Source organism: Cytophaga sp. FL35, assembly GCF_014349235.1.
Lineage (GTDB): Bacteria > Bacteroidota > Bacteroidia > Flavobacteriales > Flavobacteriaceae > Euzebyella.
In genome coordinates this window covers 70455-84288 of sequence record NZ_JACSOH010000014.1, presented here as the reverse complement: position 1 = coordinate 84288, position 13834 = coordinate 70455, and the positions used below count along the sequence as shown (strand labels likewise).

Here is a 13834-nt window from a genome sequence, read left to right as displayed (position 1 = left end):
ATGACCTCATCAAAACTTTATAACTTGCTTACTGCTCGGTTCAGCCTATAAACGAAAATGTAGTATCCCAAAGAAATAAAAGCTAGGCAACCAAGGCTTACAATAATAACCACCTTTGCTTCAGCCGCATAACGCTTAATAATATTTGCATACATAAAAAACACTATCGCAGTTGAGACCAACCAATTCAGGTAGCGCCATTTACCCATGACCGGAACACTATTTTTTTTCTTCTTGATTTTCTTTCTTTTTAGGGTAATCCAAATTCCCGTAAGAACTAAAATGCAAATTCCTGCTCCAGCAAAAAACCAGATTATTTTAGTAAGTAAGCCTCCCCAATAACCAAAATGCAGCGGATCGGCAATATCGTTGACCCACATTAGCGTACTGATATTTTGGGCCTTTTGCACTCCGGTAACTTCATAATTGACTGGGTTTACGTAAACCCTATTGGCCCGTTGCCTTACCAAAGGAACAGTACTGGTTCCTCTAAGGTAAATATTACCATCAGCACGATTGGGAGGAGTGATACTACCTACGGTCATATCCGGTATTTCCCTTTCTGCCATAGCAACCGCCCTATTATAATCCAATGAGGCATTTGCACTTGAAATGTTACTTTTGGCATTAACCGTATTTAGCGGTTGGTCAGGGTTGACTTTAGTTCTTACATCGGCGATGTTGGTTCGCTCTACAAAATACCAGATACCGGTGATGGAGAATAAAATAGCAAAGGGAAGGGACCATAACCCGACCAGTCGATGCAAACTTCTAAAAATCACCAAAGGATTATTTGACTTTTTGAAGGTGAAGAATTTTTTCCACCACTTCTTATAGAAATACAATGCACTTATTACAGAGATTAGCAGTAAAAAGGCAAAGGACAAGACAATCAAGTAGCCAATCTGATAGAAAGGAATAAACAAGAAGTAATGTAAATCACGAAAAAAACGCTGTATGGTCAAGGCCGCTTCACCTTGTATTGCACCGGTATATGGGTTGGCAAAAACGTACCGTTGGCGTCCATTTTCATTTTTATATATAATATCGCATAGATACGGTTCATCTGTTCGCATCCAATACGTAATATTGGCATTGGGATACAACTTTCTGAAATTTTCAATAATCGTATTCCTATCGATTAATTCTTTTTGAGGTTTTGCCCTAATTTCTTTTATAAATATCCAGTCGAGTTCATGGCTAAGAGTTGCCACGGTACCAGAAAAGCATACTATAAAAAATAGTATGCTTAGCTTAACTCCTATCCAACTATGGATTTTAAAGAATAATTTTTTATTCAATGGCATGCTAGAAAGTGTACGATACGGTTGCCATAATATTTCTTGGTTTGCCAGGGAAAGCCCTTAAGAAATCATAACCCCCGACCCAATGCGTTTTATCAAAAATATTATTGGCGTTTAACTGTATCTGAAATTTATCTACGTTATAGTAAATGGCTGCATTAACCAATCCATAGCTAGGAAAAACCGGTATCAACTCAGGGTTTCTTACTATAGAACCATTCCGTTCACTAACATAATCATACCCCAGACCAAAACCTAAACCGTTGAAACTACCTTTATCTATTACGTATTTACTCCATATGTTCAATGTGTTCCTTGGAGCATTGGGCTTCTGGTCACCAAATATAGCTAAAGTGCCTTCATCAGCTACGGTAAAAAAGGCATCGTTGTAGGCGTAGTTCAAAATAACACTCCAATTACTGGCCAATTTACCGTAAACGTCAACTTCTACACCGCGGGACTTTTCTTCCCCAACTTGTTCCAAACGGTCTGAGTTATTAGTGTCGTTGGCATTGTACAAAGCCCCTTTTTGGGTAAGATCATAAAAAGCAACAGTTGCACTAAGTCTCTTATTGAACCATTCAGACTTTGCCCCTACTTCAAAAAGCTCACTGTTCAAAGGATCAAAAGGACCGCCTGCTTCAGGGTTGTTAATTGTGGTTGCTGTTTGGGGCTGATATCCTTTTACCCAAGTACCGTAAAAATTAATATTTGATGTTGCCTTGTAAACGGCACCCACCCGAGGAATAAAAGCATCTTGTTTTACTTTCTCCTCATCAGTCGTATTATAATTTAGATAATCATAAAAAGTGTCATAACGAAGCCCGACTAAAAGGTCAAATTTCTTATAACTGAATTGATTTTGAAGGTAAGCCCCGTGGTTTACCTGTTTATAAGGAGTATAGTCTCTTATGCTATACACATAGTCACTCATATCCCTTATAGCGTTGCCATTAGGTGAGGTCAAATCAAAAGGTGCCACATTTGCCACTGGGTTGCCTTCGTCATCAAGCACATAGTTATCTATGTTTGCCACGTTGAAAGAATTGGTAGCCGTTCCATTTTTTAGTAGATAGGCTGCAGCTTCCAGTTGAGAACCCCCAGCACCCAATTCCTGCTGAAAATAATCGTACCCTATTAGGAGCTTATTTTTCACATCTCCAAAATCAAGGTCGTAATTGATATAATTGCTTATATTTTGATTGTTCCACGAACGCTTTCTTTCAAAAGTTCGCATGGCAACTCTAGTAATATCTTCCGTACCATCTCCCAAAGCCCAAAATGCGTTAGCGGTACGGTGTTCCCTTAAGTCTTCATCGTAAGCAGAATTCAAATAAGTGCTATTAAAGCTAAGTTCATCTGTGAATTTATGCTGAAATGAAATTGTAACATTGAGGTTTTGCTCATTTAGATAATCATTGATAGCACTTAAAGAAGTTGTTATGGGAGTTGAAAACAAATCACCATCACCAAATACCGCTTGACCACGGTCTAATCTACCCTTAGAATCTTGAAAAACAATATCAAAATTTAAACGGGTTTTATCGCTGGGGATAAATGAAAATGACGGAGCTATTACCAGATTTTTGGAAAATTGAAGGTCCCTAAAACCATCTGAGTTTTCGTAACCCACATTTAATCTGTACAAAAGCTTTTTATTTTGTGTCATGGGCCCCGTAAAATCTGCTAGCAATCGGAACGTATTAAAACTCCCCATACTAGTGCTTATGGATTGCTTTTGTTCATATAGTGGTTTTTTGGTCACGCTATTAATGGTACCACCCGGTGAAGAATTACCGAATAATGCGGAAGCAGGCCCTTTTATAACCTCTACGCGTTCTATATGCGGAATTAATTGTTGCCTCCAAAAACTAGTCATCATTCTAGACCCATTGATCAAGATACTAGAGTTTTGTTGCCCTTGCACTCGAAAACCCCTAATGGTAAGATCATTATAAAACGAAAACTGATTTACACCGCTTACATTTTTAACCACTTCATTGATTGTATAGGCCGCTTGATCCAGGATAACCTCCTTAGTTACATAAGAGACAGATTGAGGAACATCTACCAATTTAGTAGCCGATTTGGTGGCAATAAATGAGCTGGTATTTTTATAGCCTTGCTCTAATCTGCCAATTATCTCAACCTCCTGTAACTGTTCTGCAGATGGTATTAGAATAAAATTAAGGGTAGAACTTGAATTAGCTGAAACGGAAATCTTTCTGTCCTGCGTTTCATATCCTATATAGCTTACTGAGACAACGTGCTCTCCTGAGGAAAGTGTTTCAATGCTGTAATTACCATCAAAATTTGTAGTAACACCGTTCTTATTATTTAGAACTACATTCGCCCCTGCCAATGGCGCTCCTTTATCATCGGTAACAGTTCCTTGTAATTTTGATTGTGCTACCATACTACCTAAAACAAAGAGGAACATTCCAATTGCGAGAATTATATTTTTCATTATTTGGTTTGGTTAAAAATTTTGGCAAAAGTACATTACAAAAATTTTTATTTAGACTAATTACAAATAAAATTTTGGATAAGCGGGCAAAAAAAACTTATAACATTCGGTAAATCACTTATTCCGTGGCAACTAGAAAAACAAAAAAATTATTAGAAATATCTCGTCCCATGTCGGTACCAACCAAGTTTTTATTGAAATAGCGGTATTTTTACAGTCATAGATGAGCCACAAAATTCATGTTCATAAGCAAACCTTTACTTTAGACCCCACAGGAGCCATTTTTTGGGAAGAAAAATCTTGTTTGCTTTTAAGCGATGTACACTTAGGTAAGGTCTCCCACTTTAGGAAATTTGGCGCTGCCGTACCCAAGCATGCCATTCACAAGAACTATCTTTTAATGGATAAGCTAGTGGAAACCTATCAACCTTTTGAAATCTGTTTTTTAGGTGATTTGTTTCATTCCTCATTAAATAGGGAATGGGTGCTATTTGAAAATTGGGTGGCCCGTACCCCTGCCAAAATTATCTTGATTACCGGCAACCATGATATAATTGCACCCGAAAAATTTGAAAGTTTACAAATTGAACAATTGGAGGAATGTGTAACCGAAGAGTTCCTCCTCACCCACCATCCAGAGGAGAGAGAAGGTTTTTTTAACCTGTGCGGCCATATACACCCCGCGGTGAGGCTACAGGGCTTTGGCAGACAGCGACTAAAATTACCCTGCTTTTTTAAAACCGAAAACCAAATGATACTTCCCGCTTTTGGTGAATTTACGGGCAACCACGTTTTAAATCCCAAAGAATCGGATGAAATTTTTGTAATTGCCGAACAACAGGTGATACAGGTTTAAGCTTTTAGGACAGTAATTTGCCCAACAAAGAACATCTCAAATTGTAATTTTCCATAGCTTGCCCCAAAAATTTGTTGTGGTCAAAAAGCTTTCCATATTTAATTCAGTTTCGGTACTTCTGGTTGTTTTGGTCAACTATATTTCCCAAGTCTACCGATTGAACAATACCACCATTGGGGAGGTAAGTGCTCAATACGATAATCTTTTTACACCGGCCGGTTACGCCTTTTCTATTTGGGGGGTTATTTTTTTGAGCTTAATCGCTTATTCGGTTTTTCAGGTTAGGCGCTCGTTTTTTAGTTCCAAAACTTCAGAGTTTGTAACGCAAACAGGCTGGTGGTTCTCTCTGGCAAATATCTTAAATGCTAGTTGGGTAATCGCTTTTAGTTACGACTTCATCGGACTTTCTGTACTCATCATGTTAGGAATTTTGGCCTCCTTGATTCAAATAATCCGCAAAACAAACATGGAGTGTTGGGATGCTCCTATTGAAATTATCGCATTTGTGTGGTGGCCTATTTGTTTGTATTCCGGTTGGATTACCGTTGCTACCATCGCTAATATTTCAGCCTACTTAACCAAATTAGGTTGGGACGGCGGTTTTCTTTCAGAAGAGATATGGACCGTAATTATGATCGTGGCTGCGGTCATTATCAATCTGCTGATGATTATTAAAAGAAATATGCGCGAGTTTGCCATGGTGGGGGTTTGGGCATTGGTAGCTATCTACATTCGTCATAGAACAAATATCCCAAGTATAGCTTACAGCGCACTTGGTGGCGGTGCAATCCTTTTTATTGCTTCGGGAATTCACGCCTTTAAGAACCGTGCAACCAGTCCGGTGGAAAAATGCAAAGAACGTTGGGGACTCAAATAACTACACCATACTCTTTACATCATTGATCCAGGACGGGTAGGTAAAAATGGTTCCTTTTATATCACCTGCGGTCATTTTTTTATTAATGGCCATGGCGAAGATATTAATTGTTTCCGCCGCATCGGGGCTTAAAATATGGGCTCCTACAATTTCCTGTGTTCTCTTGTTCAGTATTATTTTATAGTTGTATACAGGATAGTTCTTCCGCTTGGCATTGAACCATTTTTTGGCATTTCCCTCTCTAACAATAACATTTTTGTATCGGTTTTTAGCCTCTTTTTCACTGTAACCCACAGACGCCAAGTGGGGCAAGGTAAACACTACCGATGGCACCACAGGTGTATTTAGTTTTTTGGTGTTACCATGGATGATATTTTGGGAAACCACATATCCTTCCCTACCGGATAGAGGTGTTAACGGCACTTCATTATCGGATACATCACCACAGGCATATACATTTTCATTCGTGGTATTTTGTAAAAAACTATTCACCACAATTCCATATTCATTATGCTCCACCACACCTTTATCCAAATCCAGTTGGGAAACAGCGGGCACTCTTCCTGCAGTATTAAAGACCAAACCAGCTTTGAGACTTTGGTTCTTACCGTTGGTCTTAAAATAAATCTTATACTTCTTCCTTAGTCTTTCTACTTTTTCTACCTGTGCCCCAAAAATGAATTCAATTCCAATCTTTTTGGAATAATTGATTAATTCCCCTACTAAATCGGCATCAAAAGGTTTGAGAGCTCTTTTTCCTGAATCGATTATCGTCACCTTTGATCCTGCACGAGCTGCCATATGGGCGAACTCCATTCCTATATATCCAGCTCCAATATAAATCAGCTTTTTGGGCAGTTTCTTCAAATCGAGGAAATCATCGCTGTTCTTTAACAACTTATGCCCCTTTATTGGCAGCACTCTCGGCTCATAACCGGTAGCGATCACAATTTTTTGGGCCTGCACTTTCTTTCCTTCCACCTCCAAGGTGTTTTTATCCAAAAATTGAGGGGATTGGTGGTATAATTTAATACCTAGGTCCTTTAATTTCTCTTCTGTGGATTTTGGCACGGCCTCCGTAAAATTACTTTTGAACTTTTGAAGTTTTTTCCAGTTGATTTCTAGTTTACCGTTTACTCCCTTTCCGTCCATCAAGGCGGCAGATTCCAATACTTCCGTAGCGGCCAACAATACCTTTTTGGGGTCACAGCCCCTATTGGCACAAGTTCCTCCAAATTCGCGTTTATCGGCCACCGCCACTTTCAAGCCAGCTTTAGCACAATTAGTAGCCACAGTTTGGCCTGCAATTCCGCTTCCTATTACAAAAACATCAAACTTTTTTACCTCCATAATTGCTTATTAAATCCGATCTACTAGAAGTTCCATTGTACCCAATTTCCTTAAAAGTCTAATTTCCGCATTATTTGTATCAGTTTCTAGCCCGATTTCGTTAAAAATGAATGGCATCGATTTTAGAAGGATGTTTATCTTTGCAACTCAAAATTTTACGGTTGACCCAAATTGCTATCCAACAACTGTTTGCCCAGTCTCCGAACATCCGGAAACTAGGGAATGCTATTTCCCAAAATGAAGCAACTACGGCTATACATGGCCTAACTGGTTCTTCTCTGTCCTTTGTGCTGTCTGAAACTTTTAAAATTTCAGACCAGACCTTTCTCTTAATTTTTGATGATAAGGAAGAAGCGGCTTATTATTTGAACGATTTAGAGCAGTTAATGGGTGAGGAACACGTTCTTTTTTACCCCGGAAGTTACCGTAGGCCCTACCAAATTGAGGAGACCGATAATGCCAATGTATTATTAAGGGCGGAGGTTTTGAACCGCATCAACTCCCGTAAAAAACCGGCAGTAATCGTTACCTACCCCGAAGCACTTTTTGAAAAAGTGGTCACCCGTAGAGAACTTCAAAAAAATACGCTTAAGATTAAGACCGATGATAATTTATCGCTCGATTTTCTAAACGAGGTTTTATTTGAATATAAATTTAAGCGGGTCGATTTTGTAACCGAACCTGGGGAGTTTTCGGTACGTGGCGGAATTGTTGATGTATTTTCATTCTCCAATGACGAACCCTATCGTATTGAATTTTTTGGTGATGATGTGGATAGTATTCGAACCTTTGATGTGGAAAGTCAGCTTTCTACGGACAAAGTGAACAAAATTACCATCATACCCAATGTGGCGGATAAATTTTTGGAGGAAAAAAGGGAAGGTTTTCTAAAATACATCTCAGCAGACACTTCCATTTTTATTAAGAATACCGATTTTCTTTTGGACCGTTTGGATGATTTTTTTCAAAAGGCAGGTGACGCCTTTGAAAAATTATCCAAAGAGGTGAAGCATGCAGAGCCTGAAGAGCTTTTTATGAATGCTACCACTTTTGGAGCACATCTGAAAGACTTTGGCATTGTCTCCATGGGTACCCCTCCCTCCAATTTAAATGTAAACGAAGAGTTTAATTTCAATACCAAGCCGCAGCCCTCGTTCAATAAGAAATTCAATTTACTAATTGATGATTTGAACGCCCATAAGGCGAAAGGGTATACCAATTATATTTTTTGCGCCAGCGAGCAACAGGCCAAAAGGTTTCATGCCATTTTTGAAGATGTAAGCCGCAAGGTTCATTATGAAACCCGGGTAATGCCACTCTACCAAGGTTTTATTGACGATGACCTTAAAATTGTTTGCTATACAGACCATCAGATATTTGAGCGTTACCATAAGTTTCATTTAAAGAACGGCTATGCCAAAAAGCAGGCAATTACCTTAAAGGAACTTAACAAGCTTGAGATAGGCGATTACGTCACCCACATAGACCATGGGATCGGCAAATTTGGGGGCTTACAAAAAATTGATGTTGAGGGCAAAAAGCAAGAAGCCATTAAATTAATGTACGGCGAGCGCGACATTCTTTATGTGAGCATTCATTCCCTGCACAAAATATCCAAATTCAACGGAAAGGATGGAGCTCCGCCCAAAATATTTAAACTGGGTTCTGCCGCTTGGAAAAAATTAAAGCAAAAAACCAAGACCCGGGTCAAGAAAATTGCTTTTGACCTCATTAAAATATACGCCAAGCGAAGACTGGAGAAAGGTTTTCAGTATGCGCCTGACAGCTATTTACAGAATGAGCTGGAAGCCTCTTTTATTTATGAAGATACGCCAGACCAGAGCAAAGCTACCGAAGACGTAAAGCGCGATATGGAAAGCGAGCGCCCCATGGACAGACTCATTTGTGGCGATGTTGGCTTTGGTAAAACCGAGGTGGCCATAAGGGCAGCCTTTAAGGCGGTGGACAATGGCAAACAGGTGGCCGTATTGGTTCCTACTACTATTTTGGCATTCCAACACCATCGTACCTTTTCGGAACGATTAAAAGATATGCCGGTAACGGTCGATTACCTTAACAGGTTCAGAACTACCAAAGAGCGTAGGGAAACCTTGGAGAATTTGGCCAGCGGAAAAGTGGACATCATCATTGGCACCCACCAGCTTGTAAACAAGAACGTTCAGTTCAAGGATTTAGGATTACTAATTGTCGATGAAGAGCAAAAGTTCGGGGTTGCGGTAAAGGACAAGCTAAAATCCATAAAGGAGAATGTAGATGTTCTCACCCTTACGGCAACACCTATACCTAGAACGCTACAGTTTAGTTTAATGGCCGCCCGGGATTTATCGGTCATTAGCACGCCACCTCCCAATCGCTACCCCATTGAAAGTAGGGTGGTTCGCTTGAACGAGGAAGTTTTAAGGGATGCTATTTCGTACGAAATTCAACGTGGCGGACAAGTGTTTTTTATTCATAACAGAATTGAAAACCTGAAAGAGGTAGGCGGAATGATCCAACGCCTGGTTCCCGATGCCAAAGTAGGCATAGGTCATGGCCAAATGGACGGGAAAAAGCTGGAAGCCCTCATGCTCAGTTTTATGAACGGGGAGTTTGACGTATTGGTTTCAACCACCATTATCGAAAGTGGGCTCGATGTAACCAACGCCAATACCATTTTTATTAATAATGCCAACAATTTTGGCCTCAGTGACCTACACCAGATGCGAGGACGCGTTGGCCGTAGCAATAAAAAAGCCTTCTGTTTCTTTATTACTCCACCTTATGAAGTAATGACCGCCGATGCCCGTAAGCGTATTGAGGCCTTGGCACAGTTTACTGAACTGGGCAGTGGTTTCAATATCGCTATGAAAGATTTGGAAATTCGTGGTGCGGGAGATTTATTGGGAGGCGAGCAAAGCGGATTTATCAATGAAATAGGTTTTGAAACCTATCAGAAAATTTTGGCCGAGGCCATAGACGAACTGAAGGAAAACGAGTTCAAAGAACTGTACGAAGAAGTAGAGGGACATAAAGAGAAGGTATTCGTAAAAGAATCTCAAATTGACACGGATTTTGAGCTGCTCTTCCCCGATGACTACATCAATAACATTACCGAACGCCTAAACCTGTACACAGAGCTGAATCAGGTAAAGGATGAAATGGAGCTGCAGAAGTTTGAAACTGAACTGGTGGATCGATTTGGAGAACTTCCACAGGAAGCAGAAGACCTATTGAATTCGGTGAGAATTAAATGGATCACCAGCCAAATAGGCATCGAAAAAGTGGTCATGAAGAAGACCAAGTTGATTGGTTACTTTATAGCCGACCAACAATCGGCCTTTTACCAAAGTGCGGCCTTCACCAAGGTTTTGCAGTATGTTCAAAGTCATCCGCAACAATGTACTTTAAAGGAAAAACAGACCAGAAACGGGCTGCGTTTGCTACTTACCTTTAACAATATCACTAGTATTGAAAAGGCCATGAAGGCTTTGATTCCTTTTAGGGAGTTGGCACAACCGGTTACCGCTGAACAGTAACCGTTGTTATTTTACCCTTCAGCAACCAAGGTTTCTACCTCAAAATGTGCGACTTGTATATATTTTTTTATCTTGCCCTCGCAATTTTAACTAGTAGCAACGTATGCAAAGTCCCCACATTTCATTTACGTTGGCCGAAAAAATGGCCGTTGTAAATGCCGTAAACGCTGTTATTCTCGCAGATGGAAATATTCACAACGGAGAAATAACCGCACTCACCCAACTCATGGAACAGCTAGATTTCGACAGTAATTTTATTATGCAGGCCCGAAACATCGATAGTGAACAAGCCATTGAAATTCTGAAATCCATGCCGGAGATAAAGAAAAACAGCCTGAAAGAAATATTAGAATCTACTGCAATTTCAGATGGTTTTAAACATACCAAAGAATCCGATTTAATGGAGTATATTTATAGTTCAATGAACTTTATAAATTAGCAAATGCCTTCCGATATCCCCAATTTTTCCGATGTAGAAAAAAAAGCAGTTTTAAGCACTGCCTATGAAGTGGTCTTGGCCGACGGGACCATTCACCCTACCGAAGTAGCAGCCATTAAAAAACTGATAGCTTCTATGGATTTGACGGATTCCCTTGCCAAGGAAGCCCAAGAGATGAGCATGGACGAGGCTTTGGTTCCACTCAACAACATGGATTACGACAAGAAAAAGGTGTTGGCCAAAATTTTGGACAATATTGCCATGGCCGATGAGGTTCTTCATGAAAATGAAATGGAATTGATTATTGATACCTTCAAGAATATTGGTATTGGAAACGAGACGGAGTAGTGCATGAAGCTATGTGAAGCCACATATTGTTTGCATACTTCTATTATTATACTGTTTCTTACGCTACCTATTCAAGCCCAAACCCCTCAAGAAAAACCACTCTATGATCTCATAGCTGCTTATGCGCATGCTAGAGATCATCAGGACACCCTTCTTCTTGGTAACATCTTAACCGATGATATAGACCAACTTGTTTCTACGGGCGAGTGGCGCCGTGGACGCAAAACGGCACAACAAGGAATGCTCCAAAGCTCCAACGCCAACCCGGGAGATCGTATATTAGAGGTGGAGCAGGTACGATTCTTGAACAATTCCGTGGCCATAATCGATGCCCGCTACGAAATAAGAAACCCTAACGGCAATGTCCGAAATATGTGGAGCACTTTTATTGCCGTTTTGGAAGATGAAAATTGGAAAATTAGTGCCATCAGAAATATGCTTCCAAGAACCGGTAATTGATTTCTTTCCTAGTTATCAATTTGTATCTTAGTATTTCAATTCAACTAAAACCAACCAATACCATGTCGATGAAAGCACTACTCATCCCATTCCTCTTATTTTCCTATTTTTCAATTGCGCAACCCAGCAAACAACTAGTTGAAGTCATCATCACGCCAAGTGAGGCCGATTGGACGTATAACACCGGTGAACAGGCAGAATTTACTATTACCGTTCTTAAGAACAAAGTTCCCATTACCGGCATTGAAGTAGACTACGCTATTGGACCGGACCATGGTTATAGGGAACTTCCGTTCTCAAAACAGGGAACCATCAACCTAAAAAACAATACTACGGTCAAGGCCAAAAAAGTAGACCATTCAGGCTTTCTACGTTGTTCCGCAAAGGTTACCGTGGATGGAAAGGAATACAACTCATACACGACAGTGGGATTTGAACCCGAAAGAATAAAGCCGACCACCTCACTGCCCAAGGATTTTGAGGAATTTTGGAACAAAGGAAAGGAAGAATTGGCCCAAATCCCCATTGAACCTGTGCTCACTTTGATGCCCGAACGTTGCACCGATAAGGTAAATGTCTACCATGTGAGCATCAATAACATACAGGGTAAAATTTATGGCATACTTACTACCCCTAAAAAAGAAGGAACATATCCCGCCATCTTACACGTTCCAGGAGCGGGAATTAGACCCTATTATGGTGAAGTAAACGAGTCCGCTGAAGGTTTCGTTTCCTTTACCATTGGTATCCACGGCATTCCCGTAAATCTGGATGAAGGTGTTTATAGGGATTTAAGAGCTGGTGCGCTGAACGGATACCAGACCTTTAATTTAGACAACAAAGACCAAATGTACTATCGTCGTGTATATTTAGGCTGCGTTCGTGCGCTTGATTTCATTGAAACTTTGGATAAGTTCAACGGAGACGATATCGCCGTAACGGGAGGAAGCCAAGGAGGTGCACTTTCCATCATTACCGCTGGTTTGGATGATAGGATCGATTACCTGGCAGCATTTTATCCCGCATTATCTGATATGACCGGGTTTCTTCATGGGCGTGCCGGTGGCTGGCCACAGATTTTCGTGGATGAATCTACCAACCAACAGGAAAAAATTGAAGTTTCTAAATATTACGACGTTGTAAATTTTGCCCGCTTTGTAAAGGCCGAAGGCTGGTACAGCTGGGGCTACAATGACAATGTTTGCCCACCGGTTTCCATGTATGCCGCCTACAACCTTATAGAAGTCAAAAAAGAACTGAAAGTATTTTTGGAAACACAACACTGGACTTTTCCTGAACAACGAGAAATGAAGAACCAATGGCTATACGCCAAACTGAAACAGTAAATTGAACAAAGCCCTTTATGCCATAATTGCCTGTGCCGTAATTGCCGGTAGTAATGGCGTTCTTATCAAGCAATTGAGCGTTTTCCCTGCAGGTGCCATCGCCTTTTTTAGGACCATGGTACCGGTATTATTTTTACTGCCCGTTCTATTTAGCAAATCCAAGCCTTTATTTACGGGTAATTACCGTAAAATGCTATTGGCATCTACCATTAACGTAGTGCGTCTATACCTTTATATCTTGGCATTCTTATACACCTCTATTGGCAATGCTGTGGTACTGGTTTATACTTGGCCTATTTTTGTATTCTTACTGGAATCCAGACAGCATAAAAAACCACTGCAAAAAGAGCAGGTGCTGTTGTTATTATTGGCCTTTACCGGCATGATCATTACCTATTCCAACAAGACTTTTTCCTTTGAAAGCAATGATATGATCGGCATGGTTGCTGCCATTCTTTGTGCCTTGGGATATGCGATTACCATAGTTATGTTTAAATCCGAATCACATTATTACACCCAAAAACAGACCATAATTTGGCAGAACTTGGTAAGCAGTGTTTTCTTCATTCCGTTTATGTTCTTTTTACCGGAAGTAGAAGTTTCCCAAATTGGTTTGGGTGTTTTTTATGGTTTTTGGATTGGGATAGTTGTCTTCATGCTATTTTTCTTCGCCCTAAAACATCTACCGGCCTCTACCGCTTCAGGCCTTATGTACATTGAAATTTTAAGCGCAATTGCATTAGGTTATTTTATCAGAAATGAAACGCTTAGTATCCATACCATTATAGGAGGCATTCTCATTCTTATTAGCAGTTTCCTCATTACGCGTATGAACGTAAAAAAGCGTTAACT

The 13834-nt window shown here is 40.2% G+C and carries 11 protein-coding genes; 8 read left to right on the top strand and 3 right to left on the bottom strand.

Annotated elements, in window-relative coordinates:
- Positions 1 to 17: 17 nt before the first annotated feature.
- Positions 18 to 1307, bottom strand: a complete 1290-nt coding sequence (locus tag BIZ36_RS12640; protein WP_187458276.1) for a PepSY-associated TM helix domain-containing protein — start codon at positions 1305 to 1307, stop codon at positions 18 to 20.
- A 1-nt stretch (position 1308) separates the two neighbouring features.
- Positions 1309 to 3771: a TonB-dependent receptor gene (locus tag BIZ36_RS12635; RefSeq protein WP_187458275.1), complete on the bottom strand. Its 2463-nt coding sequence runs from the start codon at positions 3769 to 3771 to the stop codon at positions 1309 to 1311.
- A 223-nt stretch (positions 3772 to 3994) separates the two neighbouring features.
- On the opposite strand from BIZ36_RS12635, the gene pdeM reads away from it, so the two are divergent.
- Both pdeM and BIZ36_RS12625 read left to right on the top strand, forming a co-directional pair.
- Complete coding sequence (pdeM, locus tag BIZ36_RS12630) at positions 3995 to 4627, top strand: ligase-associated DNA damage response endonuclease PdeM (RefSeq protein WP_187458274.1); 633 nt, start codon at positions 3995 to 3997, stop codon at positions 4625 to 4627.
- 76 nt (positions 4628 to 4703) lie between these two features.
- Complete coding sequence (locus tag BIZ36_RS12625; protein WP_187458273.1) at positions 4704 to 5504, top strand: TspO-related membrane protein; 801 nt, start codon at positions 4704 to 4706, stop codon at positions 5502 to 5504.
- Here the strand turns inward: BIZ36_RS12625 and BIZ36_RS12620 are convergent, their stop codons facing one another.
- Entirely contained in the window at positions 5505 to 6854 is a 1350-nt protein-coding gene (locus BIZ36_RS12620) for a dihydrolipoyl dehydrogenase family protein (RefSeq protein WP_187458272.1), read from the bottom strand.
- Positions 6855 to 6964: 110 nt separating this feature from the next.
- Here BIZ36_RS12620 and mfd point away from each other — a divergent pair, with 110 nt between their 5' ends.
- The 6 genes from mfd (at position 6965) to BIZ36_RS12590 (ending at position 13832) form a co-directional block, all read left to right on the top strand.
- Positions 6965 to 10390 (top strand): transcription-repair coupling factor, encoded by a 3426-nt coding sequence (gene mfd, locus BIZ36_RS12615; protein WP_222937376.1) that lies wholly within the window; start codon positions 6965 to 6967, stop codon positions 10388 to 10390.
- Positions 10391 to 10493: 103 nt separating this feature from the next.
- Positions 10494 to 10829, top strand: a complete 336-nt coding sequence (locus BIZ36_RS12610; protein WP_187458271.1) for a tellurite resistance TerB family protein — start codon at positions 10494 to 10496, stop codon at positions 10827 to 10829.
- 3 nt (positions 10830 to 10832) lie between these two features.
- Positions 10833 to 11177, top strand: coding sequence for a TerB family tellurite resistance protein (locus BIZ36_RS12605; protein WP_187458270.1), 345 nt, complete (start codon positions 10833 to 10835; stop codon positions 11175 to 11177).
- A gap of 3 nt (positions 11178 to 11180) precedes the next feature.
- Entirely contained in the window at positions 11181 to 11636 is a 456-nt protein-coding gene (locus tag BIZ36_RS12600) for an SgcJ/EcaC family oxidoreductase (protein ID WP_187458269.1), read from the top strand.
- Between the two features lie 68 nt (positions 11637 to 11704).
- On the top strand, positions 11705 to 12982 hold the full coding sequence (locus tag BIZ36_RS12595) for an acetylxylan esterase (protein ID WP_187458268.1): 1278 nt from the start codon (positions 11705 to 11707) through the stop codon (positions 12980 to 12982).
- Between the two features lies 1 nt (position 12983).
- A complete protein-coding gene (locus tag BIZ36_RS12590; protein WP_187458267.1) occupies positions 12984 to 13832 on the top strand; it encodes a DMT family transporter in 849 nt (282 codons plus the stop codon).
- The last annotated feature ends 2 nt before the right edge of the window (positions 13833 to 13834 follow it).

Coding starts and splice junctions, on each gene's coding strand:
- BIZ36_RS12605 (WP_187458270.1), top strand. CDS start 10,833: ATGCCTTCCGATATCCCCAATTTTTCCGATGTAGAAAAAAAAGCAGTT.
- BIZ36_RS12620 (WP_187458272.1), bottom strand. CDS start 6,854: ATGGAGGTAAAAAAGTTTGATGTTTTTGTAATAGGAAGCGGAATTGCA.
- BIZ36_RS12610 (WP_187458271.1), top strand. CDS start 10,494: ATGCAAAGTCCCCACATTTCATTTACGTTGGCCGAAAAAATGGCCGTT.
- BIZ36_RS12595 (WP_187458268.1), top strand. CDS start 11,705: ATGAAAGCACTACTCATCCCATTCCTCTTATTTTCCTATTTTTCAATT.
- BIZ36_RS12635 (WP_187458275.1), bottom strand. CDS start 3,771: ATGAAAAATATAATTCTCGCAATTGGAATGTTCCTCTTTGTTTTAGGT.
- mfd (WP_222937376.1), top strand. CDS start 6,965: ATGGCATCGATTTTAGAAGGATGTTTATCTTTGCAACTCAAAATTTTA.
- BIZ36_RS12600 (WP_187458269.1), top strand. CDS start 11,181: ATGAAGCTATGTGAAGCCACATATTGTTTGCATACTTCTATTATTATA.
- BIZ36_RS12640 (WP_187458276.1), bottom strand. CDS start 1,307: ATGCCATTGAATAAAAAATTATTCTTTAAAATCCATAGTTGGATAGGA.
- pdeM (WP_187458274.1), top strand. CDS start 3,995: ATGAGCCACAAAATTCATGTTCATAAGCAAACCTTTACTTTAGACCCC.